Origin of the sequence: Microbispora sp. NPDC046933 (assembly GCF_040644635.1) — a bacterium.
GTDB lineage: Bacteria > Actinomycetota > Actinomycetes > Streptosporangiales > Streptosporangiaceae > Microbispora.
In genome coordinates this window covers 450,693-474,039 of the sequence record NZ_JBEYWW010000001.1, presented here as the reverse complement: position 1 = coordinate 474,039, position 23,347 = coordinate 450,693, and the positions used below count along the sequence as shown (strand labels likewise).

Below are 23,347 nucleotides of genomic sequence, written 5' to 3'. Positions count from 1 at the left end.
CGTGCGGTCCTCAGCTACCAGCCGGAAGTGGAGGCGGCCTTCTCCCGGGGTGGACCTGGCATGCCAGTCGAATGCGCGTGTACAACCGTCGAGATCCTCGAAGCGGCGCAGTCGCTCCCGCCCTGCGAACCCCTGGCTCACCTTCGTTTGCCAGGCGTACGCGCTGCCGCCGATCCCCGGCTCGCGGACGATGGTGTCGTCCCCGGCGGAGGTGACCCGAGCGCAGGTGCCGGGTGCGCCGGGCAGCCCGCTGGGGCGGATTCAGCGGCCGGGCCCGTGCGGCAGTGGTCTGCGGTGACCTGATGCTGCCGCTCGCCGTGGTGCTGCGGGCCGGGCGATGACGAGGCGAAGGTCTCATCGCGCCGGGCGGCGCCGGGCGGCCATGATGATCGTGACGGTTAGGTTGGACCAGCGCCCAGCCAGCACAGAGGTACGGTCCTGTCATGACGGCGGAAGGCGCTGAGTGGGAGAACTCCAGCCGCCACGAGCAGAACGTGATGGAGTTGGCGAACGCCCTCAGCGAATTGGACGAAGCCGCGCTTCTCGCGTTGACCCCGAATGAGCGAGGTGCAGTACCGTGCCCGGCACGCGTTGTGGCGGTACGCGGATGCCATGTGGCGCCAGGTCAGGGACGCCGCCCTCGATGACGAGGCTGACGTCCGCTTCAATGCGGTGGTGGCACTACGTGAACTCGCCATAGAGCTCTGCGTCTCAGTCAGCCACGTCTACGCGTCGCAGGCGACATAAAGCACTACGACGGCAGCGAGGATCCGGCTCCCAACCTGCCCCCGGTGGCCGACTGGCCCGACGTTGGGGAGACCTGGAACAAGAGGATGGGGCGCGATTCGGATCAAAGGTAGCGACGACCAGCGTGGCCACACGTGCCCGGGGCTGGCCTGGTGGGTGAGGCGGCTCGTTCAGAGCACATGTGCCGCCCCGTCGGCTGGTTCCGGCAGGCTGTGCAGGAGGAGGATCTCCGCGGCGGCCCGTGCGTGCCGACCGTAGTCGGCCTCGCCCAGCACCATGGCGCGGCTGGCGGCCCCGTCCGCGAGGGTGACCAGTTGCTCGGCGAGGGCGGCGGGCTCGCGGCAGCCCAGCTCGGTCAGCAGCGCGGTGACCAGCCGCGCCATCCGCAGTTTCTGCTCGCGGGCGTAGGCGTGGACCACGCTGTCGGGGTCGGGGAACTCCGCCGCGGCATCGATGAACGGGCACCCGCGTACCGGGGCGGCGTCCGCTGCGGGCAGGTCGAACAGCCACAGGATCCGCTCGCGCGGGGAAAGGTCCTCGCGGGTCAGCACGCTCTCCAGGGTTCTGCCCGATGAGGCGAGGTCTTGCAGGTGGGCGATCACCAGATCGTCCTTGGTCCGGAAGTGCGCGTACAGCGTGCGTTTGGACACCGGGGCCTCGTCCGCGATCTGCTCCATGCCGGTCGCGTTGATCCCCTGGGTCGCGAACAACCGGGCGGCGGCGGCCAGGATGCGTTCCCGTCCGCCGCGCCCCTGCCGTCGAGGTGTCGTGGCCGTCAGCATGGACTAAGTGTACGCCTGCGTTTACTTCACTCCGGCGTGGTGGTAACTTCACGCCAGGAGGTAAACGATTCCGTTTACCTAAGTCGTCGTGGAGGAGTGCCCCATGAGCAGGTCGCAGACCATCGACCTGAGCAGCCAAGCCGAGAAGCTGATCCGCGGACGTCGTGCCACACGCGCGTTCCGGCCGCAAGCCGTACCCGAGGAGACGATGCGCGCCATCTTCTCCCTGGCCGGCGCCGCGCCGTCCAACTCCAACGCCCAGCCATGGCAGGTGGAGGTGGCCAGCGGCGCGGTACGTGACCGACTGGCGGACGCCCTGCCCAGGGCCCACGCCGAGCAGCGCGTCTCGGTCGACTTCCCGTACACGGAGGACATGTACTCACAGGTGCACCAGGCCCGGCGGGCGGAGTTCGGCGCCGAGCTCTACGGCGCGCTGGGCATCGGTCTCGACGACCACGCGGCGCGGGCCGCCTACGACGCCCAGAGCCTGCGCTTCTACGGCGCGCCGCACGTGGCGTTCCTGTTCGTCACCGGCGACGGCGGGCCACGGCTGGCCGCCGACGTCGGCGCCTACATGCAGACGCTGCTGCTGGCGATGACCGCCTACGGCGTGGACAGCTGCCCTCAAGGGCTGCTGAGCTTCTACGCCGACACCATCCGCGGCGAACTCGGCATCACCACGGGAAAACTGCTTGTGGGCATCTCCTTCGGCTACGCCGACGAGAGCGCGCCGGTCAACCAGGTCACCACCCGGCGGGCCGCGCTCGAGACGACCACGGCCTTCCACGGCCGGCACCCCGGCGACCGGCCATGATCCTGCGGGTCGTACCGCCTCGACCGGGTACCGCACGGTCATCCATTCGCTCGGGAGAGACAGAACCGTAGGCATCCGACTGCGCCCACTCCTTGAGCAGGGCCCGTGCCGGTCCAGGATCAGGGCGTGCCGCGAATCCTGCCGTGTGAGCGGGTTCCAGATGCCCGACCGGTGGCGTGATCCGACAGTGTCCGTAATCCTGCGAACGCGGAGCGTTCCGCCGGCGAATCTCGCGCTTGCGAGTAGGCACCAGGAGCGCCTCGCCGTTAACTACCCTGACTCGTCCCCGACCCCTCAGGGGCGGCGTCAGGGCATGCCCTGATGCGCTCATGGTCTGTGACGTGTGACGATGCTTCCCGAGATGTCTGAGATGCCTAACGCCCCCGCGGCGTATCCCCGGATGGTCCGGCCCGCCTCGGGCCGGGTGGTCGCGGGCGTCGCGCAGGGTGCCGCCGCCCAGCTGCGGCTCGACCCCGTCGTGCTGCGCCTCGCGTTCGTGCTGCTCACCGTCGTCGACGGGCTGGGCGTCGTGGCGTACGCCGCGCTGTGGATGTTCACTCCCAAGGAGGAGGTGAAGGGCCGCGAGCCGGCCCGCGAGTGGGGCCAGCTCGCCGCGTACGGCGTGCTGTGGCTGGCGCTGGCGGGCTTCGCGTGGATGACGGGCGCCTCCAGCGGCGGGTTCGGCACGTGGCCGATCGCGGTCGGCGGCATCGGCGCGCTGATCCTGTGGCAGCAGGCCGACCCGGGACGGCGGCAGCGGTGGATGTCCGGCGCGGTCAAGCAGGTCAGCACGACCTGGGTGCGCACCGGCATCGGCGCGCTGCTCGTCGTCGTGGGCGCGATCGGCTTCCTGGCCGCGAGCGGCGAGCTGGCCAAGGCCAGGACCGGGCTCGTGTTCACCGCGGTCGTCGTCGGCGGCATGCTGATGATCGCCGCGCCCTGGCTTGCCTCGCTCGTGAAGGAGCTCCAGCGGGAGCGCACCGAGCGCATCAGGCAGGAGGAGCGGGCAGAGGTGGCCGCCCACGTCCACGACTCGGTGCTGCACACGCTGACCCTTATCCAGCGCAACGCCCACGACGCGCGGGAGGTCGCCAGGCTCGCCCGGTCGCAGGAGCGGGAGCTGCGCAACTGGCTCTACCAGCCCAAGCAGGACGCCGACGCCACCCTCGCCGCGGCCGTACGGCGGGTCGCGGCCGAGGAGGAGGACGCCCACGGCGTGCAGATCGAGGTCGTCTGCGTGGGCGACTGCGAGCTGGACGAAGGCATGGTGGCCCTGTTGCACGCCGCCCGGCAGGCGATGGTCAACGCGTGCAAATACAGTGGGGCTCCGGTCGTCTCCGTCTACGCCGAGGTCGAGCCCGACGAGGTGACGGTGTTCGTCCGGGACCGGGGGAAGGGCTTCGTGCTCGACGACGTCCCCGGCGACCGGATGGGCATCCGCCAGTCGATCATCGGCAGGATGGAGCGCAACGGGGGAAGCGCCCGGGTCAGGACCGAGCCCGGCGACGGAACCGAGGTCATGCTGACCATGAAGAGGGAGCCATGAAGACCGTACGCGTGCTGATCGTCGACGACCACCGGCTGTTCCGGTCCGGCGTACGGGCCGAGCTGGGGCCGTCGATCCAGGTGGTCGGCGAGGCCGAGGACGTGGAGTCGGCGGTGACGGCGATCGGCGAGCTGCAGCCCGACGTGGTGCTGCTCGACGTGCACATGCCGGGCGGCGGCGGCCAGGAGGTGCTGCGGCGCGTGCTCGGCTCGGGCTCCCAGGTGCGCTTCCTCGCGCTGTCGGTGTCGGACGCGGCAGAGGACGTGATCGGGGTCATCCGGGGCGGCGCCCGGGGCTACGTGACCAAGACGATCAGCGGCGCCGAGCTGACCGACGCGATCATCCGGGTGTCCGAGGGCGACGCGGTGTTCTCGCCGCGGCTGGCCGGGTTCGTGCTCGACGCGTTCGCCTCGACGGAGGCCCCGCCCATCGACCCGGAGCTCGACTCGCTCACCCAGCGGGAGCGCGAGGTGCTGCGGCTGATCGCGCGGGGTTACGCCTACAAGGAGATCGCCAAGGAGCTGTTCATCTCGGTGAAGACGGTCGAGACGCACGTGTCGAGCGTGCTGCGCAAGCTGCAGCTGTCCAACCGGCACGAGCTGTCGCGCTGGGCCACCGCCAGACGTCTGGTCTGACCCCGTCTGTGTGGATCCGTCTGGTGCGATCGCCTGTCGGCATGCGACGCTCAGTGCATGGGCCGTGACGTACCCTCCGTCTCCTTCACCCGGGAGGACCGTCGTCGCTACCGGGACAAGGTGAAGCTGTCGCTGGACGTCCTGGCCGAGATGCTGCGGGAGTCGCGGTTCGGGTTCGACCGGCCCCAGATGGGCCTGGAGATCGAGCTGAACCTGGTCGACTCCCGGGGCGAGCCGGCGATGAAGAACGCCGAGGTCCTGGCCGCCATCGCGGAGCCCGACTGGGCGACGGAGCTGGGCCAGTTCAACGTCGAGATCAACATCCCGCCGCAGGTGCTGTCCGGCGAGGGCAGCCGCCTGCTGGAGGAGTCCGTACGGCTGCGCCTCAACCGGGCGCAGGAGCGCGCGGCGCGCGTCGGCGGGCAGCTCATGCTGGTCGGCATCCTGCCGACGCTGCGTGAGACCGACGTCAGCGAGGGAACGCTGTCGGCCAACCCCCGCTACAAACTGCTGAACGAGCAGATCTTCGCCGCCCGGGGCGAGGACCTGCACATCATGATCGAGGGGGTGGACCGGCTCGACACCTACGCCGACAGCATCACCCCCGAGGCGGCGTGCACGAGCGTGCAGCTCCACCTGCAGGTCAGCCCCGAGACGTTCGCCGACCACTGGAACGCGGCCCAGGTCATCGCCGGTCCGCAGGTCGCGGTCGCGGCCAACTCGCCGTTCCTGTTCGGCAAGGAGCTGTGGCGTGAGACCAGGATCAGCCTGTTCGAGCAGGCCACCGACACCCGGCCCGAGGAGCTGAAGGCCCAGGGCGTGCGGCCGCGCGTGTGGTTCGGCGAGCGGTGGATCACGTCGGTCTTCGACCTGTTCGAGGAGAATGTCCGCTACTTCCCCGCGTTGCTGCCCCTGTGCGACGAGGAGGACCCGAGGCGGGTCCTCGACGAGGGCGGGGTGCCCGAGCTGCACGAACTGCGGCTGCACAACGGCACCGTCTACCGCTGGAACCGGCCGGTCTACGACGTCTCGGACGGCGTCCCCCACCTGCGGGTGGAAAACCGCGTACTGCCCGCCGGGCCGACGGTGGCCGACATCGCCGCCAACGCCGCGTTCTACTACGGGCTCATGGGCGTGCTCCCGGCGGCCGAGCGGCCCGTCTGGACGCGCATGTCCTTCGCCGCGGCCGAGGACAACCTCCGCAACGCCGCGCGGCACGGGCTCGACGCCCGCCTCTACTGGCCGGGCCTGGGCGAGGTGCCCGCCGCCGAACTGATCCTGCGCAGGCTGCTGCCCATGGCCTACCACGGGCTTCACCTGTGGGAGGTCGACCCGGTCCAGCGCGACCGGCTGCTCGGCATCATCGAGCGGCGCTGCGTGACCGGCCGTACGGGGGCGGACTGGCAGGTCAGGACGGCCCGCGCGTTCGGCGGCGACCACGAGGCGCTGCGCCGCATGACCCTCCGCTACCTGCAGCACATGCACACCAACGAGCCCGTCCACACCTGGACCATGTGAAGCTCCCGAGTTCGGCGACGGCGCAAATCTTTGCCGTCCAAATGGGTATTCACACGGAAATGACCCGCCGAACACTCGCCGTGCTCCTGCTCCTGGCGGTGCTGGTCGCCTCCTGCGGCACGCTCACCGGCTCCCCGCCCGACCGGGCGCAGCCGGGGGACGCGGCGTCCCGGGGCACGCCGTGCGAGGGCACCGGCGACGACTTCCCCGGCGACGTCAAGCTGGCCCGGTGCCTCACCGAGTGGTTCTGGTCGCGCCGCTTCCGGGAGAGCGGCGGGACCTACCGTCCGATCACCCGCTTCGTGGCCTACCGGGGAAACGACGGCCCCGACTGCGGCGGGCAGCCGGCCGTGCCCGAGAACGCCTTCTACTGTCCGTACGGCCATTTCATCGCGTATGACGCGGCCTGGCTGAAGGCGATGTACGACCAGATGGGCGACGGCGCGGTCTATGTCGTGATCCCGCACGAACTGGGGCATGCCGTGCAGGCCCAGCTCGTCGAGGACTTCCGGTTCAACGTGGAGCGGGAGCTCCAGGCCGACTGCTACGCCGGCGCCGCGCTGAGCGGCCTGATCCGCGTGGGAGTGCTGGGCACGGAGCAGGGCGACGAGGAGGAACTGCTCGCCAACCTCCAGGCGGCGGGCGACCCCACCGACATGTGGCTGGCGCCGGACGCCCACGGCACCCCGGAACAGCGCCGGCAGTACTTCGCCCACGGCTACACCGAAGGGGTCGGTGCCTGCTGAGGGTGCGGGCGTCAGGCGGCAACAGGCGGCTCTGACCGGGTTTCGACCCGGACCGGACCCGTGCCGCCGGAGTCTTCGGCGAACCCTTTCGGCCAGGACTGAAAGGCGTTGCGGTTAGCCCCTTATGGGACATCTCATTGATCTCGGAGATAGGAACGAATCGCCTGTCTCAGCCGAAGTCGTGTTCAGCATCCGCGTGCTGCGCCCGGCTGTCGGCGCACCGCCGTCGAAGAATTCCTGAGAGGGGAAAGATGCGATCCATCCGTAGGTCTCTGTCGGTTGCCGCCGCTGCCGGGGCTTTCGCCGCCGGCACATTGACAGGCGTTTTCGCGGCAGCTCCCGCCAATGCCGCTGTTTCCGAGTGCGTCAACGGCGCCAACGGTTTCGTGGACATCCCCTACAACAAGACCGGAACGGTCGCTTACAGCGTCGACCTCGGCGGTGGGAGAAAGGCGCAACTGCACTACGGCTCGATCAGCGGTGTCCAGCGCGGATGGGCCATTATCAGGGGCACCACGAAGAAGGGCGACAAGGTCTGGATGGACTGGACCACGACCGCCACAAACGGCGGCTGGCTGCAGTGCGGTCCCTTCACGGTTCAGGCGGACGGCCTGACGAACACGAGCGCGGCCCAGAAGACGAGTTCGAAGGATGGTTACTGGTTCCGCGCCTGCGGGCAGATCGTCGGCGGAACCACGAGGTGCACTCCCTGGTGGTAGCCCTCCGCGGGGCAGCCGGCCCGTAAGCCGGATCTGGCAGGTGGCTCGGGCGCGTATCAAGGGTTTCGAGGGGTCCGCTGTCGCCGCAGCGGACCCCTGCTGCTTGGGGGCGGGGGCCGCCCGGACGAATACGCACGTGGTCACGGCACGGGTGCCGTACAAGAGGCTCCTCCCGTTCACCCCGCCGCCGGCTTTGTGACTGCCGGGCCCTCGTACGCTCCGGGGGTGATGGGAGCATGGCGGTCGTGACGACGAACCGGACGAGGGGGGCAGGTGCGATCGCGACCGGTCTCGGCGTGCTCGCCGCGGCCAACGTGCTGAACAACCGGATCGCCCGGCGGTGGGCGCCGCTGACCTCGGCGGCCGCGACCGGCGCGCTGCTGGTGATCGCCCGGCGCGAGGGGCTGACCTGGAACGAGCTGGGCTTCCGCCGCGCCCGTGCGGGCGCGGTGACCGGTGGAGCGCTCGCCGCGGGCGTCGCGGCCGTCTACGCGGCCGGCGTGGCGCTGCCCCGCACCCGGCCGCTCTTCCACGACGCGAGGGCGCTGGCCCTGTCGCGCCGCCGGGTGCTGGAGGAGGCCCTGGTCCAGGTGCCCTTCGGCACCGTGCTGCTGGAGGAGGTCGGCTTCCGCGGCGTGCTGCCCGCCCTGCTCGGCCGGGTGCTTCCGGCCCGTACGTCTGTCGCGGCCTCGGCCGCGTTGTTCGGGCTGTGGCACGTGCTGCCCGCCATGGACATGGCCCGCGCCAACCCCGCCCTCGGCCGCCTGACCGCTGGGGAGACGCCGGACGAGGCCGCCGGCCCCATGAAGGCGGCGCGGCTGGAGACGGGACGGCTGGTGGCGGGGACGGTGGCGTCTACCGCCGCCGCCGGGCTCGTGTTCCACGGGCTGCGTCACCGCGCCGGGCTGCTCGCACCCGCGCTGCTCCACCTGGCGACGAACTCCCTCGGCTACGCCGCCGCCCGGCTGTCCCGCCGCCTGGATCAGCCGTCGCGGGGGTCGGCCAGGCCGGTCCGATAGGCGTACGCGACCGCCTGGGCCCGGTCGCGGAGACGGGCCTTGGCGAAGAGGTTGTTGATGTGCGTCTTGACCGTGGCCTCGCCGATGAACAGGGCGGCGGCGATCTCGGCGTTCGACAGGCCGCGCGCGATGAGCCGCAGGACCTCCGCCTCGCGCGGAGTGAGCCCGTCGGGCGGCGGCGCCCCGGCACCGGCCGACGTCCCGGCGCTGGGAGATGCCCCGGTGCTGGGAGATGACGCGGTGCCCGGCCCCATCCCGGCATCCGGCGGCGTCCCCGCCCCCGGCGTCCGGCCCGTTCGGGGCGCCTCCCGGGCGTGGCGCGGCGAGAAACGCGACCGGTGAGCCGGTGTGGCGGCCGGGGCGGGCGTCTCGCCCGGTGATGCGGCGCCGGTGACGGTGCTCAGGAGGCGGCGCTGCACGCCCGGGTCGAGCTGGGCGTCGCCGTTCATCACCGTGGTCACGGCGCGTGCGATCTCCTCGGCGTCCGCGCTCTTGGTGAGGAAGCCCCGCGCCCCGGCCCGCAGCGCGGCGAAGACCGACTCGTCGTCGGTGTACGTCGTGAGCACGACGACCTGGGTGTCCGGGAACCCGGCGCGGATCCTGCGGGTGGCCTCCACACCGTCCATCCGGGGCATGCGCAGGTCCATGAGCACGACGTCGGGCCGTTCGTCCGCGACCAGGCGCAGCGCGGCCTTGCCGTCGGACGCCGACCCCACCACCTCGATGTCCGGCAGCAGGCCGAGCAGCAGGACGAGCCCGTCGCGCACCACGGCCTGGTCGTCCACCACGAGCACCCGGGCGGTCACGCCGGCACCCACAGCCGGACCCGGAAACCGTCCTCGGTCTCGCCGGCCTCCAGGGTGCCGCCCAGAAGTTCGGCTCGTTCGCGCATGCCCACGAGACCGTATCCTCCCCCCGGCGTCCCGGGCTCGTCACTCGGGGGGTTGACGACCTCCAGTTCGCACTCCCGGTCGCCGAAGCTCAGCCGTACGGTGGCGGGGGAGCCCGGGGCGTGCCGCCGCACGTTGGTGACGGCCTCCTGGGCGGTGCGGATCATCGCCAGCTCGGTCTCGGGCGGCAGGCGGCGTTCGAACCCGGAGACGACGACGGCGCACTCCTCGCCGGTCGAGTTGCGGAACTCCTCGGCGAGCGCGTCCAGCGCGGCGGGCAGCGGCTGGGCGTCGTCGCGGAGCGCGGCCACGGCCCTGCGCGCCTCTTCGAGGCCCTTCTTGGCCAGCTCGCGGGCGCGTTCGACCCGGTCCAGCGCCTCCTGCGACCGGTCGGCGCGCAGCAGCAGCCGGGCGCCTTCGAGGTGCACGATCTGCGCGGACAGGGAGTGCGCCAGGATGTCGTGGATCTCCCGGGCGATCCGGGCCCGCTCGGCCAGCACCGCCTCGCCCGCCTGGGCGGCGGTGGCGGCCCTGCGCTGCCTGATGGCGTAGGCGACCGCGAAGACCACGCAGATCGAGACGCACAGGCTGACGTCGCGCTCCCGCGCGTCGGGGGTGACCGGCGGCAGCAGGCCCGTGACGCTCGACCCCAGGCCCGCCAGGGCCAGCAGCAGGAGCGGCAGCGACCGGCTGAGCGGCTGCCGTACGGCCGCGGCTCCGACGCAGAACATGAGCACGGCGACGGCCGGGCCGCTGTCCGAGACCATGTCGAGGGCGATGGCCGCCACGAGGGTGAGCCCGATGAGGACGGCCTCCGCCGGCCCGTCGTTCCAGCGTCCCGGCAGGATCGGCCAGAGCCGGATGACGACCATGAGGATCAGCGTGACGGCGATCGCGGTGGTCAGCGCGGTGACGGCGAGCCGGTCGCTGGTCAGGCCGAACCCGGGCGGGGAGGTGGCCTGACCGCCCACCACCAACGCGATCACCGCCGTCCGCAGGCATGCGCCGGCGATCGCGTTCCTGCGGTGGGACTCGGGGCCGGCCTGGGCGCGGCCGTCACGGCTGAGCACGTCCCGACGTTAGCGGGCGGCCTGCACGTCCGGTACGGGGGCGCCGGGCAGGGCCTTCGCCCGCCGCGCGACGACCAGGAACTGGACGCCGAGGGTCACCCCGACGAACAGGAGCACGGAGGTCTGCGACGAGGCGAGACCGAGGAGGGAGGTCAGGGCGATCATCGCGACCCGGACGGCGATGGAGCCCACCCAGGCGATCAGGGTCACGACGCCGCCCTGCGACCACGCCACGCCGTTCCGGTCGCGCCACACGCGCGTCGTCATGGCCCGCAGCACACCGAGGCCGGCGGCCACGAGGAGTTCCGCGACGAGCACGGCGAGGCTCAGCGCCGTGTGCCGGGGGTCGACGAGCGCGCCGCCGCCGAGGCCGCCCAGGATCATCAGGGCGGCGATGAACAGACCCACGGGCCTGGCGACGGGCCTCGGCGTCATCTGCCGGTAGATCACGAAGGCGAGGACGGCGAGGGCGACGACGACGATCTGTGCGGTTTCCATGCGCCCGACGGTAGGGAGATCGGGCGCGCACCGGATCGGCGCGCGGGTGGAAAACCGGGGTGGAGATCAGGCGATCTCCACCCGGGGGTGGAGGACCCGGCGCGCCCGGCTCAGGCGGTGATCACCCGCTGGAACGCCTCGGCGTACGAGCCCTCGGGGAGGCCCGCGGCGGCGGCGTTGCCGGAGAGCCAGCCCTTGACCATGCCGTCCAGGTCGGGGACGTGCGCGGTCTGGCTCTCGTGCGCGCGCAGCGCGGCGATCTTGCGATCGACCGTGGAGGTGACGTCGACGTAGTGGTTGACCGTCATCCCGCCCGTGAGCCACACCTCGCGGACGGTCCAGGCCTCCAGGCCCTCGTCGGCCAGCAGTTCGGGGAAGGCGTACGGGTTGCGCGCGTCGGGGTAGACCGCGTCGAGGGTGGCGCCGCCGACCGCGCGGTGGTCGGGGTGGCTCGGGCCGAGCCGCTCGTAGTTGCGCTCGGGGCTCGACGTGACGACCAGGTCGGGCCGCACCTGGCGGATCACCCGCGTGATGTCGCGCCGCAAGCCGAGCGTCTGCTCGACCACGCCGTCCCGGTAGCCCAGGAAGCGCAGGTCGCTCACCCCGACGCACTTGGCCGCGGCCGTCTGCTCCGCCCGGCGCAGCGCGGCCATGCCGCCGTTGTCCACCGCCCGGTCGAACCCGCCCGCGTCGCCATCCGTGACCAGGCAGTACACCACCTCGGCGCCCGCCTCGGTCAGTCTGGCGACCGTTCCCGCGCCGCCGAAGTCGATGTCGTCGGGGTGCGCGACGACCACCAGCACCTTCTTGATTTCCGCCTCGTCCAGCACGAGCAGCCTCCTCATGGTCCGGCACATCACCTTAAACGTGACTTGCCGGGCGAGTGGGCTCCGGATGTCGGTGCGCGGTCATAACCTAAGGAGGTGTCCACCCGAGCCGCCACTCATCCGTTGCTCGACGGCCTCAACCCGCAGCAGCGGGACGCCGTCACCCACCAGGGCAGTCCGCTGCTGATCGTCGCCGGGGCCGGCTCCGGGAAGACCAGGGTGCTGACGCACCGCATCGCCTACCTGCTGGCGGAGCGCGACGTCCAGCCGGGGGAGATCCTCGCGATCACCTTCACCAACAAGGCCGCCCGCGAGATGAAGGAGCGGGTCGACAAGCTCATCGGGCCGAGGTCCAGGGCCATGTGGGTCATGACGTTCCACAGCGCCTGCGTGCGGATCCTGCGGCGCGAGGCGAAGCGGCTGGGCTTCACATCCAGCTTCTCGATCTACGACCAGGCCGACTCCCAGCGGCTCATGGCGATGGTGTGCCGCGAGCTCGACCTCGACCCCAAGCGCTACCCGCCGCGGTCCTTCTCGGCGCAGGTCAGCAACTTCAAGAACGAGCTGATCGACTACGAGACGGCGGCCGACCGGGCCTCCACCCATCTGGAGCGCACGCTCGCCGAGGCCTACCGCACCTACCAGCGGCGGCTCACCGAGGCCGGCGCGATGGACTTCGACGACCTGATCATGCTGACGGTCACGCTGTTCCAGCTCTTCCCCGAGGTGGCCGAGCACTACCGGCGGCGGTTCCGGCACGTGATGGTCGACGAGTACCAGGACACCAACCACGCGCAGTACATGCTGATCCGCGAGCTGGTCGGGCGGCCCGAGGTGCGCACCGCCGACGGCGACGTGGTGCGGGAGGGCGTCGAGCCCTCCGAGCTGGTGGTCGTCGGCGACGCCGACCAGTCGATCTACGCCTTCCGCGGCGCGACGATCCGCAACATCCTGGAGTTCGAGCGCGACTACCCGGACGCGCGGACGATCCTGCTGGAGCAGAACTACCGCTCCACGCAGACGATCCTGAACGCCGCCAACTCGGTCATCTCCCGCAACGAGGGCCGCAAGCCGAAGAACCTGTGGTCCGACCAGGGCGCGGGCGCGAAGATCATCGGTTACGTCGCCGACAACGAGCACGACGAGGCCATGTTCGTCGCGCAGGAGGTCGACCGGCTCAGCGACGACCACGGCGTCACCCCCGGCGACGTGGCGGTCTTCTACCGCACGAACGCCGCCTCCCGCGTGTTCGAGGAGATCTTCATCCGCACCGGCCTGCCGTACAAGGTCGTGGGCGGGGTGCGGTTCTACGAGCGCAAGGAGGTCAAGGACCTGCTCGCCTACCTGCGGGTCCTGGCCAACCCGAATGACACGGTGTCGCTGCGGCGCATCCTCAACGTGCCCAAGCGCGGCATCGGCGACCGCGCCGAGGCGATGATCGAGGCGTTCGCCAACCGGGAGCGCATCGCCTTCTGGGAGGCGCTGCGCCGGGCAGACGAGGCGCCGGGCGTGGCCACCCGTTCGCTCAACGCGATCCGCGACTTCGTCACGTTGCTGGACGAGCTGCGCGCCAAGGAGCTTCCGCTCTCGGACCTGGCGGAGGAGGTGCTGAGCGCCACCGGCTACCGTACGGAGCTGGAGACCTCGGGCGACCCGCAGGACGAGAGCCGGCTGGAGAACCTCAACGAGCTGATCTCGGTGGCCGCCGAGTTCGAGGAGGCGAACCCGGAGGGCACGCTCGTCGACTTCCTGGAGCAGGTCTCGCTCGTCGCCGACGCCGACCAGATCCCGGAGGGCGACGACCACGGCGGCGTGGTCACGCTGATGACCCTGCACACCGCCAAGGGATTGGAGTTCCCCGTGGTGTTCCTCACGGGCATGGAGGACGGCGTCTTCCCGCACATGCGCTCACTGAGCGACCCGAAGGAGCTGGAGGAGGAGCGCAGGCTGGCGTACGTCGGCATCACCCGGGCCAAGGAGCGGCTCTACCTGTCCAGGTCGGCGGTCCGCTCGGCGTGGGGCGCGCCGTCGTTCAACCCCGCCTCGCGCTTCCTGTCGGAGGTGCCGGGCGACCTGCTCGAGTGGCGCGGCGACCCGGGCAAGTCCGCCTGGTCCGCCGCGACCTCGCGCCCGGCCGCCCGTACGGCTCCCGCGCAGAAGACCGGCGGCCGGCAGATCCCGAACCTGTCGCCGGGCGACCGGGTCACCCACGACACGTTCGGGCTCGGCACCGTGGTGGCGGTGGACGGTCAGGCGGAGAAGACGCGAGTGAAGATCGACTTCGGCAGCGAGGGCGAGAAGACCCTGCTGCTCGCCTACGCCCCTATCGACAAGCTCTGATCGGCAAGCCCTGATCGACAAGCTCTGATCGGCAAGGTCTGACCCCCGCAGAGCGGAGCGGCCGGCCTCCGGGTGGTGATCACCCGGGGACCGGCCGCCTGTGTCTCACGCCGCGCGAGGGGCTCGGCCGCGCGGGGTTCCATCATGCGATGGAGCGGGGATCACTTGGCGATGTCGATGATCCCCGGCGCGTCCGGCACCTCGCCGTCGAGGTCGGTCAGGTTGGCGACCGTGCTCGCCGGCGGGGCCTTGACCGTGACCTTCTTGCCCCAGCCGGCGAACGTGGTGACGTCGGACAGGGTGAAGGTGAAGGAGGACTTGTCGACCTTCATCTTCAGGTCGGCGCTGGTCGAAGCCCGGCGGACGAGCTGGTCGGGACCGATCCACAGCTTCCAGGACACCACGGTCTTTCCGGGGTTGGACCCCAGGGCGGCGAGGCCGTCGTTGAGGCTCGGGTTGACCTTCATGAGCTGCCCGAGCGTGATGCTGCCGCGGTAGAGCGTGGTCTTCGCGCCGTTGACGTTGCCGCCCGGCCCCTTGGCCTTGGTCGTCGCGAGGACCGCCTTGAGGCTCTGCCAGTCGGCGGGGTTCACGAAGCCCAGAGTCGACGAGGAGCCCGGCTTCAGGCCGGGCACACGCAGCCAGGTCTTGCCCTCGGGGAGCAGGCCCGCGTAGACCCCGCCGGAGAGGTAGCCGGTCTTGCCGATGACGATCGTGCGGACCGGGTCGTTCAGGCCCTGCAGATCCTCCAGATTCTCCTCGTCCTTCAGCAGGTCGCTGTATTTGGTCTTCTGGGTGGCGTCGGAGGCGACGATGCCGGACCGGCCGAAGGCGTAGCCGCCGTTCGAGGTGAATGTGATGGCCGGGACGCCGACGACGCTCATCGAACCCGAGGAGACGAACCGCACGCCGTGGCCGGCGACGAACTGCTTGCGCAGCGCCGCCACCGGGTCGGCGGCGGGGGCCTGCGCCTGGGTCGATGTCTGAGCCTGCGCGGGGGCGGCGACAGCGGGCGCCACGAGCGCGGCCGTCGCGGCGCACGCCAGCGCCATGAGTGCTCGCTTCAAAGTGATTCCTCCCGTAAGTGCCCTCAAGATCATGAGGGCAGCCCAGAAATCATTGCGGCTCATGATCACAGGAAAGTAACGAAAATCCAGATTTCCTGTGAGTTTTCAGGTGGTAGCGCGGTATGCGAGCTGATTATCATTTCGCCACGAAAAGTTCGGACCTGAAAGGACGCCATGGAGGAGAAGGCGGCGGTCGAGGAGATTTCACGGCTCTATCCCGCCGTCCACCGGCGTCTGCGCGCGTCCGGCCGCCTCCTGCCGGGCGGTGACGTGACCGCCCGCATGCTGTCGGTCCTGCGTCATCTGGTGGCGTACGGGCCGCTCACGGTGGGCGACCTGGCCGAGCGCCTGCGGCTGTCGCGGGCGGCGACCACCGAACTGCTCGACCGCGTCGAGAGCCGGGGACTCGTCGCGCGGACGCGCGACCAGGGCGACCGGCGGCGCGTGTACGTCGGGATCACCGAGGCGGGCCGGGCCGCGACCGTGAGCGCGGGCCGCGACGACGCCGAGCGCGACGACGACCCGTTGGCGGCGGCCGTGCGCACGATGACCCCGCAGGAGAGGCAGGGGCTCGTGGACGGCCTGCGCGCGCTGCTGCGGGAACGGCCGGCGGGCGGCTGACGCGGGGCCGTTCCACGGGAGATCCGCGGGCGGCGGTTACGCTTCGGGCAGCGGGCACCGTAGGGAGGTCTTCATGGGAGGCAGGATTCGGGTCGTCGTCGCGAAGCCGGGGCTCGACGGGCACGACCGCGGGGTCAAGGTGGTGGCGCGGGCGCTGCGCGACGCCGGCATGGAGGTCATCTACACCGGACTGCACCAGACGCCGGAGCAGATCGTCCGCACGGCGATCCAGGAGGACGCGGCGGCGATCGGGCTGTCCATCCTGTCCGGCGCCCACATGACGCTGTTCGCCCGGCTCTTCGAGGTCCTGCGCGAGGAGGGCGCCGACGACATCGTCGTGTTCGGCGGCGGCATCATCCCCGAGGCCGACATCCCCGAACTGCGGAAGATGGGGGTCGCCAGGATTTTCACGCCCGGGTCCACCACGCAGGAGATCGTGGAATGGGTCCGTTCGGCGGTTCCCGCCATCGTTTAGGCATTTTGCCCAACCTTGCCGTACTCAAGAGTCATTGGCAAGGCTCCAGTGGGACCCGACGACGCGCCCACGCTCGTACGGGGACTAGGCTTCATGCGCGGAAACGCCGGGCGGGACGACGGCGCCCGGCCTCGGACATCAAAAGGGACGGACCCTCGTGGACCTGTTCGAACATCAGGCGAAGGAGCTCTTCGCGGAGTACGGCATCCCGGTGCCGCGCGGAATCGTCGCGCACACCGTGGAGGAGGCGCGGGCGGCTGCCGAGCAGCTCACCGGACGCGTTGTCGTCAAGGCCCAGGTCAAGACCGGCGGACGCGGCAAGGCCGGCGGCGTGAAGGTGGCCGACGACGCCGCCGACGCGCAGGCGAAGGCGACGCAGATCCTCGGCATGGACATCAAGGGCCACACGGTCCACAAGGTCCTGATCGAGGAGGCCAGCCAGATCGCGGAGGAGTACTACTTCTCCTTCCTTCTCGACCGTGCCAACCGCACCTTCCTCGCCATCTGCTCCGCCTCCGGCGGCATGGACATCGAGGAGGTGGCGCACACCGCGCCGGAGAAGGTGGCGAAGGTGCCGGTCAGCCCGCTGACGGGCGTCGACCGCGCCAAGGCCCGTGAGATCGCGGTGGCGGGCGGCCTGCCGCAGCAGGCGCTGGACGGCGCCGCCGAGCTGATCGAGAAGCTCTGGGCCGTCTTCGTCGACGAGGACGCCTCGCTCGTCGAGGTCAACCCCATGATCCTTTCGGCCGACGGCCAGGTGAAGGCGCTCGACGGCAAGGTCACCCTCGACGACAACGCGAACTTCCGCCAGGCGGAGCACGCCGCGTACGTCGACAAGGCCGCGGAGGACCCGCTGGAGGCCCGGGCCAAGGAGAAGCACCTCAACTACGTCAAGCTGGACGGCAACGTCGGCATCATCGGCAACGGCGCGGGCCTGGTCATGTCCACGCTCGACGTCGTGGCGTACGCGGGTGAGGAGTTCCCCGGCCAGCCCAAGCCGGCCAACTTCCTCGACATCGGCGGCGGCGCGTCGGCCGAGGTCATGGCGAACGGCCTGGAGATCATCCTGTCCGACCCGTCGGTGAAGTCGGTCTTCGTGAACGTCTTCGGCGGCATCACCGCCTGCGACGCCGTCGCGAACGGCATCGTCTCGGCCTTCAAGCTCCTGGAGAGCCGGGGCGAGGAAGTGACCCACCCGCTGGTCGTCCGTCTGGACGGCAACAACGCCGCCCTGGGGCGGCAGATCCTGGCCGACGCCGCGCTGCCGCGGGTCGAGCTGGTCGACACCATGGACGAAGCGGCCAAGCGCGCCGCCGAGCTCGCCGCGGTAGGTGCGTAATGGCTATCTGGCTCACCGAGAACAGCAAGATCATCGTGCAGGGCATGACCGGTGGTGAGGGCACCAAGCACACCCGCCGCATGCTCGCCGCCGGCGTCAAGGTCGTGGGCGGCGTGAACGCCCGCAAGGCCGGCATCACGCACGAGGGCCTGCCGGTCTTCGGCACGGTCAAGGAGGCCATGGAGCAGACGGGCGCCGACGTGTCCGTCGTCTTCGTGCCCCCGGCCGCCACCAAGGCCGCCGTCCGCGAGGCCATCGACGCCGAGATCCCGCTGTGCGTGGTCATCACCGAGGGCGTGCCGGTCCACGACACGACCGAGTTCTGGGCGTACGCCGTCTCCAAGGGCAACAAGACCCGCATCATCGGGCCGAACTGCCCCGGCATCGCCTCGCCCGGCGCCTCCAACGCGGGCATCATCCCGGCCGACATCACCACCAAGGGCCGCGTCGGCCTGGTGTCGAAGTCCGGCACGCTGACCTACCAGCTCATGTACGAGCTGCGCGACATCGGCTTCTCCACCTGCGTCGGCATCGGCGGCGACCCGGTCATCGGCACGACGCACATCGACGCCCTCCAGGCGTTCCAGGAGGACCCGGAGACCGACGCGATCGTGATGATCGGCGAGATCGGCGGCGACGCCGAGGAGCGCGCCGCGGCCTACATCGACGAGCACGTGACCAAGCCGGTCGTCGCCTACGTCGCCGGGTTCACCGCGCCCGAGGGCAAGACCATGGGTCACGCCGGCGCGATCGTGTCCGGCTCCGCCGGCACCGCCCAGGCCAAGAAGGAGGCCCTGGAGAAGGTCGGCGTCCGCGTCGGCCGCACTCCCAGTGAGACCGCCCGCCTGATGCGCGAGATCATGTCCGGCCGCTGATCGCGCGTACATCCGACCGTCGTCCGCGACCTTGCGCTGCCACCGCCTTGGTGGTGCGAGCGCAAGGTCGCGGACGTTTCCGGCCCGGCCGGTACGCGTGCCGATGCGTCCGGATTGCGTACTCCTCGGCGTGGCGACGTGGAGGGAGGCCGCGGGGCTGGGATGATGCGGTAGCGTGACGGGCCTTCTCGACCAGTTCAGGACCGCTCCCCGCGCCGTGCTCGGCCGCATGGGCGCCGGCGACGACGAGGAGACCCGCCGTCCGCTCCCCGTCTCCGGCATGCTGGCCGCGGTCGGGACGCTCGGTGTCGGCCTCGCCGTGCTCACCACGCTCACGCTCATCGGCTGGATGGCCGCGCCCCGCGGGCCGTTCGGCGAGGGCCTGCCCGGCGTCTTCCGTACGGCCTGCCAGCTCTGGCTCGCCGCCCACCACGCCGGTTTCGCGATCCCCGGCGGCCGGGTGGGCCTGCTGCCCATCGGGCTGATGATCCTGCCGGGGGTGCTGCTCTACCGGGCCGGCCTGTGGATGGCCCGGGACGCCGACCTGCGGGTGCGGATGCCGGCCCGGCTGCCGAAGGGCACGCCACGCGACGTCGAGAACGCCCGGCGCCGCGCCCAGCTCGCGCTGATCGCCCAGGCCGGCATCTCGCTGGCCGCGCCGTACGCGCTGCTCGCCGGGGTGATCGCCCTGGTCTCCAGCAACGAGATCATGCAGCCGTTCCTGGGGGAGGCGCTGGTCAGCCACCTGCTGCTGGCCTTCGTCACCGGGTCGGTGGCCACCGCCCGCACGATCGGGCCGTGGCGGTCGATGCTGCGCCTGCTGCCCGAGCGGCCCCGGGCACTCGTCTCCGGTACGGCCGTCGCGATCTCGCTGATGCTCGTGGCCGGGGCCGTACTGGTCCTCGGGGCCGTGGTGGTCAACTTCGCCCGGATCCAGCAGATGTCGGAGGTCCTCAGCCCCGGAGTGGTCGGCGGCCTGCTGCTTCTGCTCCTGGAGGTCCTCTACTTCTTCAACGCCGTGATCTGGGGCATGGCGTACATCTCGGGGCCCGGGTTCGCGGTGGGGGCGGGGACGCTGGTCGCGCCCACCGGGGTCAAGCTGAGCGCGGTGCCCATGCTGCCGCTGCTGGGCGCCCTGCCGTCGTCCGGCGCCGCGCCTCCCTGGGTCATGGGCGTGATCGCGGTGCCGTTCGCGGCCGGGGCGGTCGCCGGCGTGGTGACGGCCCGCGTCGCGCCGACCCCGTCGATCGAGGCCGCGCCGCTGTGGGGGTTCGTCTGCGGGATCACCTCCGGCCTCGTCGCGGGAACGCTCGCCGCGCTGTCGGGCGGCCCGCTCGGCGGGGCGGGCCTGGCCGCGGTGGGGCCGTCTCCCTGGGAGGTGGCGCTGTCGGTCACGCTGGAGGTCGGTGTGGCCGCCGGCATCTCGGCCGGCATCGCCAACTGGTGGCTGATCTCCCGCCGGCCGGCCACCCCGCCCGAGCCGGTGCGGAGGGCCGGAGCGGTGATCGCCAAGGCGGCCGGGCGGGTGCGGCCCGCCCGCGGCGCCCACCTGCCCGGCCACTGGCTGGACGCCACCGAGGCGGACACCCAGCCGATCCCGGTGATCAGGGACGACTGGACCGACGAGCACGCCGCGGCGGCGGCGGAGACCTTCGACGACATGGGCGCGCGGCGGGCCGGGGCCACCCCCCGGACTCCCGGCGACCCGCCTCCCGGCGACTCGCTTCCCGGCGTCCCACGCAAACCGGCCGCGAAGCGCGCCCCGAGCCCCCCGCCGAAGCCGCGCAAGGACATCGTGGACGAGACCGACGACCGCGGAGGGCACATCATCTACGTCGATCCCTACGCCTGGGACCGCGACTGATCCTCCCCGGGCCGCTCGGCGACGGCCGAGGCGAGGCGGTCCCGCAGGTCCGTCAGGCGGGCGATCTCGGCCTCCAGGGTGGCGATCCGGCGTTGCACGACACCGCTGCCGCCGGAGCAGCCGGGGCTGCCGTACGGCGGCAGCGTGTCGCCCTCAAGCAGGTCCAGGCGGTCGGCGCAGCGGGCGACGTCCTCGATGGTCAGGCCGAGGGCGAGCAACCGGCGCACCAGGCGGACGCGGGCGACGTCCCGTGGGCCGTACTCCCGTTGGCCTGACGACGTGCGCGGGGGCGGCAGGAGCAACCCGCGCTGCTCGTACAGGCGCAACGCGCGTGGCGTGGTCCCGGCCGCCGCCGCGGCGTCGCCGATCCGCATGAGACCTCCCGGCTGTGCTCAGACTTCTATGACGACCGTTCCCACGTGCCGTCCCTCGAACAACTCACGCAACGCCCGCGGCGCGCTTTCGATGCCCGTGATCCGGGTGTGCGGGAAGGTGACGGCGCCCGAGCGGAGCCAGGCGCCGAAGCGCTCCGTCCACTCCGCGCGGGTCTCGTCGTCGACGCCGGTGAGGCCGCGCAGCGTGATGTTCCTGGCGATGAGCTGGAAGGCGTCCAGCTCCACCGGGGCCGTCGTGCCGTCGGCCGCGGCCGACAGCTGCGTGGACAGGGTGCCGACCACGACGAGGCGGGCACCGGGCCGGGCCGCGGCGACCGCGGCCTGGAGTTGCTCGCCGCCGACGGTGTCGACGACCACGTCCACGCCGCCGGGCGCCGCCTCGGCCAGCCGCCCGCCGATCGGGGTCCCGTCGCGGAGCACCACCGCGTCGTAGCCGAGCTCGGCGGTCATGCGCTCGGCCTTTGCCGGCGAGCCCGTTGTGCCGATCACGCGTGCCGCGCCCAGCCGCCGGGCGATCTGGCCGGCGAGCGACCCGACGCCTCCTGCGCCGCCGGTGACGAGCACCGTCTCACCGCGGCGCAGGCGGGCGATCCGGGTCAGGGCGGCGTACGCGGTGACGCCCTGCGCCAGGTGCGCGGCCGGGTCGGGCAGGGCGTCGCCCAGCGGCGCGGACGCGGGGACCGCGGCGTACTCCCGCCAGCCCCGGAAGTGCGCGACCAGGTCGCCCGGCCGCAGATCGCCGCCGTCCGGGGCTGCGACGACCTCGCCGACGGCCGGGCCGAACAGCGTGTCCCCGGGCCGAAGCGGAGGGAAGGGCGTGCCCGGCACGCCTCCGGCGATCAGCGTGCGCAGCGAGGGGAAGACCTGGAACCAGCGGTTGCGCACCAGGACCTCACCGGCCCCCGGCACCGGCAGCGGGACCTCGGCGACGGTCAGATGCTCGGGGCCGGGAAGGCCGGACGGAACCTCGGCGAGCCGGATCTCCCGTGCGGCGCGGGGCAGGGGCTGGGACATGGGGACTCCCACGGTGTCGGAAGGGGACCGCTCGTGCGGCACACCCGCACGGCCCCGCGACGCTAACCCCTGACCCGCGCGTCAAAGGCAAGCGGGCACGGCGTGGTCGTCAGGCCATTTCGGCGAAGTCGGTCTCGGTCGTGCCGATGGTCTGGGCGACCGACGGCCGGGCCGCGCGGAGGTAGCCGTACCAGACGAGGGCCACGGCGACGGTGACGAGGAAGGCGAGGACCACGAAGTTCAGCGGCCAGGCCGGCCACGGCACGACGTTGACGTAGAAGACGTACGCCATGCCGACCACCGAGACGATCACGCACGGCCAGATGAGCGGGATCCGCACACGCTCCCGGCGCAGGAAGATCGGCGCGGCGAGCGCGACGACGGCGTAGGCCACCATGTAGCCGTACGTGCCGTAGGTGTCGACGTTGACGACGATCTCCATGCCGTCCACGCCGAGCGCGAAGAGCAGCGCGGTCAGTGCGACGGCGATCGGCGCCACCGCGAGGATCGCCCGATGCGGGGTCTGCTGGGTCCGGTGGGTCTGGCCGAGGGCGCCGGGCAGCACGCCCTCCTTGCCCATGACGAAGACGATGCGGCCGATCACGTTGATCGGGGCGACCACGACGGCGAAGAACGACGCCGTGACGCCGAGACTGAGCACCGGGCGGAACCAGCCGGGCATGCCGACGGCCACCGCGAGCTCGTCCAGAGGGTTGCCGCTGGTGCCGAGGTCGCCCAGCGCGCGGTAGCCCGCGACCTGGGTGTAGGAGGCGAAGATGTACAGCAGGCCGACGCCCGCGGCGCTCCACATGATGGCCCTGGGGATCGCCTTGAACGGGTTGCGCGCCTCGCGGCCGAGGGCGTCGGAGCTGGAGAAGCCGACGAACCCGAGGATCGCCAGCACCATGCCGACCGCGATGCCGTGCGGCGTGGCGCCGTCGAGGCTGAGCTGGCTGCTGTCGAAGACCGGCCCGTCCCCGGCGAGCAGCACGATGACCAGCATCGCCGTGATGATCGTGATGGAGATGACCTCCAGGACGAGCGAGATGCGCGCCGACATCCGGATGCCCCACACGGTGAACAGCGTGGCGAGGCCGCCGATCACCACCGCGAGCACGACGTTCCACAGCGTGTTGTGGATCGTCAGCCCGATCCCGTCCAGGAAGGCGTTGAAGTGGTAGACGGCGCCGGCGAGGGAGCCGGACGCGATGCCGAAACAGCCGATGATCAGCGTGATGCCGGTGACGTACGCGCCGAGCGGGCCGAGCCCCTGGGCGGCGTAGTTGTACAGCGAGCCGGCCGAGGCCCGGCGCTTGGCGAACTGGGAGATGCAGTAGCCGACGGCCAGGATGACCACGGTGGCGAGGGTGAACGACAGCCAGGACGCGTTGCCGGCACTGGCGAAGATTCCGGCCACGGAGAAGGCGATGACGGCGCTCGGGGCGATGTTGGCGATGGCCTGGGCGACGACCTCGCCGCCCGACATCGCCCCGCGCCGCAGCCCGTGCCCGTGGTGCGGGTGGGGGGCGGTGGTGTGTGTCATTGC

23 protein-coding genes are annotated in these 23,347 nt (G+C 71.5%); 14 read left to right on the top strand and 9 right to left on the bottom strand.

The window, feature by feature from the left end; translation table 11 throughout:
* Window positions 1-558 precede the first annotated feature (558 nt).
* Window positions 559-747 (top strand): hypothetical protein, encoded by a 189-nt coding sequence (locus tag ABZ857_RS02035; protein WP_357035973.1) that lies wholly within the window; start codon window positions 559-561, stop codon window positions 745-747.
* A 170-nt stretch (window positions 748-917) separates the two neighbouring features.
* On the opposite strand, the gene ABZ857_RS02030 is transcribed toward ABZ857_RS02035, so the two are convergent.
* Window positions 918-1,529 (bottom strand): helix-turn-helix domain-containing protein, encoded by a 612-nt coding sequence (locus ABZ857_RS02030; protein ID WP_357035971.1) that lies wholly within the window; start codon window positions 1,527-1,529, stop codon window positions 918-920.
* 103 nt (window positions 1,530-1,632) lie between these two features.
* On the opposite strand from ABZ857_RS02030, the gene ABZ857_RS02025 reads away from it, so the two are divergent.
* The 7 genes from ABZ857_RS02025 to ABZ857_RS01995 all read left to right on the top strand — a co-directional run bounded on the left by ABZ857_RS02025 (window position 1,633) and on the right by ABZ857_RS01995 (window position 8,526).
* Complete coding sequence (locus tag ABZ857_RS02025; RefSeq protein ID WP_357035968.1) at window positions 1,633-2,343, top strand: nitroreductase; 711 nt, start codon at window positions 1,633-1,635, stop codon at window positions 2,341-2,343.
* A gap of 361 nt (window positions 2,344-2,704) precedes the next feature.
* Window positions 2,705-3,889, top strand: coding sequence for a PspC domain-containing protein (locus ABZ857_RS02020; protein ID WP_357035965.1), 1,185 nt, complete (start codon window positions 2,705-2,707; stop codon window positions 3,887-3,889).
* Window positions 3,886-4,524 (top strand): response regulator transcription factor, encoded by a 639-nt coding sequence (locus ABZ857_RS02015; protein WP_193207064.1) that lies wholly within the window; start codon window positions 3,886-3,888, stop codon window positions 4,522-4,524. Before ABZ857_RS02020 ends, ABZ857_RS02015 begins: the two co-directional genes overlap by 4 nt.
* A 57-nt stretch (window positions 4,525-4,581) precedes the next feature.
* Window positions 4,582-6,042 (top strand): glutamate-cysteine ligase family protein, encoded by a 1,461-nt coding sequence (locus ABZ857_RS02010; RefSeq protein WP_357035962.1) that lies wholly within the window; start codon window positions 4,582-4,584, stop codon window positions 6,040-6,042.
* Between the two features lie 59 nt (window positions 6,043-6,101).
* The gene (locus ABZ857_RS02005; RefSeq protein WP_357035959.1) at window positions 6,102-6,788 is read left to right on the top strand and encodes a neutral zinc metallopeptidase; all 687 of its coding nucleotides are present in this window, start codon (window positions 6,102-6,104) and stop codon (window positions 6,786-6,788) included.
* Between the two features lie 251 nt (window positions 6,789-7,039).
* Entirely contained in the window at window positions 7,040-7,507 is a 468-nt protein-coding gene (locus ABZ857_RS02000; RefSeq protein ID WP_357035955.1) for a hypothetical protein, read from the top strand.
* 245 nt (window positions 7,508-7,752) lie between these two features.
* Entirely contained in the window at window positions 7,753-8,526 is a 774-nt protein-coding gene (locus ABZ857_RS01995; RefSeq protein WP_357035952.1) for a CPBP family intramembrane glutamic endopeptidase, read from the top strand.
* Here ABZ857_RS01995 and ABZ857_RS01990 read toward each other — a convergent pair.
* The 4 genes from ABZ857_RS01990 to ABZ857_RS01975 form a co-directional block, all read right to left on the bottom strand.
* Complete coding sequence (locus tag ABZ857_RS01990; protein ID WP_357035949.1) at window positions 8,490-9,332, bottom strand: response regulator; 843 nt, start codon at window positions 9,330-9,332, stop codon at window positions 8,490-8,492. The two genes, ABZ857_RS01995 and ABZ857_RS01990, sit on opposite strands and share 37 nt — an antisense overlap.
* Window positions 9,329-10,486, bottom strand: coding sequence for a sensor histidine kinase (locus ABZ857_RS01985; RefSeq protein ID WP_357035946.1), 1,158 nt, complete (start codon window positions 10,484-10,486; stop codon window positions 9,329-9,331). The genes ABZ857_RS01990 and ABZ857_RS01985 overlap by 4 nt, the downstream gene beginning before the upstream one ends.
* A gap of 9 nt (window positions 10,487-10,495) precedes the next feature.
* Window positions 10,496-10,984, bottom strand: a complete 489-nt coding sequence (locus ABZ857_RS01980; protein WP_357035943.1) for a hypothetical protein — start codon at window positions 10,982-10,984, stop codon at window positions 10,496-10,498.
* 110 nt (window positions 10,985-11,094) lie between these two features.
* The gene (locus ABZ857_RS01975; RefSeq protein WP_357035940.1) at window positions 11,095-11,829 is read right to left on the bottom strand and encodes a PIG-L deacetylase family protein; all 735 of its coding nucleotides are present in this window, start codon (window positions 11,827-11,829) and stop codon (window positions 11,095-11,097) included.
* Window positions 11,830-11,934: 105 nt separating this feature from the next.
* On the opposite strand from ABZ857_RS01975, the gene pcrA reads away from it, so the two are divergent.
* A complete protein-coding gene (gene pcrA, locus ABZ857_RS01970) occupies window positions 11,935-14,151 on the top strand; it encodes a DNA helicase PcrA (RefSeq protein WP_357036226.1) in 2,217 nt (738 codons plus the stop codon).
* 161 nt (window positions 14,152-14,312) lie between these two features.
* On the opposite strand, the gene ABZ857_RS01965 is transcribed toward pcrA, so the two are convergent.
* Entirely contained in the window at window positions 14,313-15,218 is a 906-nt protein-coding gene (locus tag ABZ857_RS01965) for a hypothetical protein (RefSeq protein WP_357035937.1), read from the bottom strand.
* A gap of 174 nt (window positions 15,219-15,392) precedes the next feature.
* Here ABZ857_RS01965 and ABZ857_RS01960 point away from each other — a divergent pair, with 174 nt between their 5' ends.
* The 5 genes from ABZ857_RS01960 to ABZ857_RS01940 all read left to right on the top strand — a co-directional run bounded on the left by ABZ857_RS01960 (window position 15,393) and on the right by ABZ857_RS01940 (window position 20,392).
* Window positions 15,393-15,839, top strand: coding sequence for a MarR family transcriptional regulator (locus ABZ857_RS01960; RefSeq protein ID WP_357035934.1), 447 nt, complete (start codon window positions 15,393-15,395; stop codon window positions 15,837-15,839).
* Between the two features lie 73 nt (window positions 15,840-15,912).
* Window positions 15,913-16,314, top strand: a complete 402-nt coding sequence (locus ABZ857_RS01955; RefSeq protein WP_357035931.1) for a cobalamin B12-binding domain-containing protein — start codon at window positions 15,913-15,915, stop codon at window positions 16,312-16,314.
* A 157-nt stretch (window positions 16,315-16,471) separates the two neighbouring features.
* Entirely contained in the window at window positions 16,472-17,653 is a 1,182-nt protein-coding gene (sucC, locus tag ABZ857_RS01950; RefSeq protein WP_357035928.1) for an ADP-forming succinate--CoA ligase subunit beta, read from the top strand.
* Window positions 17,653-18,528 carry a succinate--CoA ligase subunit alpha gene (sucD, locus tag ABZ857_RS01945; protein WP_357035925.1) on the top strand — a complete coding sequence of 292 codons (876 nt, stop codon included), beginning with the start codon at window positions 17,653-17,655 and terminating at the stop codon, window positions 18,526-18,528. The genes sucC and sucD overlap by 1 nt, the downstream gene beginning before the upstream one ends.
* 175 nt (window positions 18,529-18,703) lie before the next feature.
* A complete protein-coding gene (locus ABZ857_RS01940; RefSeq protein ID WP_357035922.1) occupies window positions 18,704-20,392 on the top strand; it encodes a DUF6350 family protein in 1,689 nt (562 codons plus the stop codon).
* Here ABZ857_RS01940 and ABZ857_RS01935 read toward each other — a convergent pair.
* From ABZ857_RS01935 to ABZ857_RS01925, 3 genes are all read right to left on the bottom strand, one after another.
* Entirely contained in the window at window positions 20,371-20,766 is a 396-nt protein-coding gene (locus ABZ857_RS01935) for a MerR family transcriptional regulator (RefSeq protein ID WP_357035919.1), read from the bottom strand. The genes ABZ857_RS01940 and ABZ857_RS01935 overlap by 22 nt on opposite strands.
* An 18-nt stretch (window positions 20,767-20,784) precedes the next feature.
* Window positions 20,785-21,801: an NADP-dependent oxidoreductase gene (locus ABZ857_RS01930; RefSeq protein WP_357035916.1), complete on the bottom strand. Its 1,017-nt coding sequence runs from the start codon at window positions 21,799-21,801 to the stop codon at window positions 20,785-20,787.
* Window positions 21,802-21,910: 109 nt separating this feature from the next.
* Window positions 21,911-23,344, bottom strand: a complete 1,434-nt coding sequence (locus tag ABZ857_RS01925; protein WP_357035914.1) for an APC family permease — start codon at window positions 23,342-23,344, stop codon at window positions 21,911-21,913.
* Window positions 23,345-23,347: the final 3 nt, after the last annotated feature.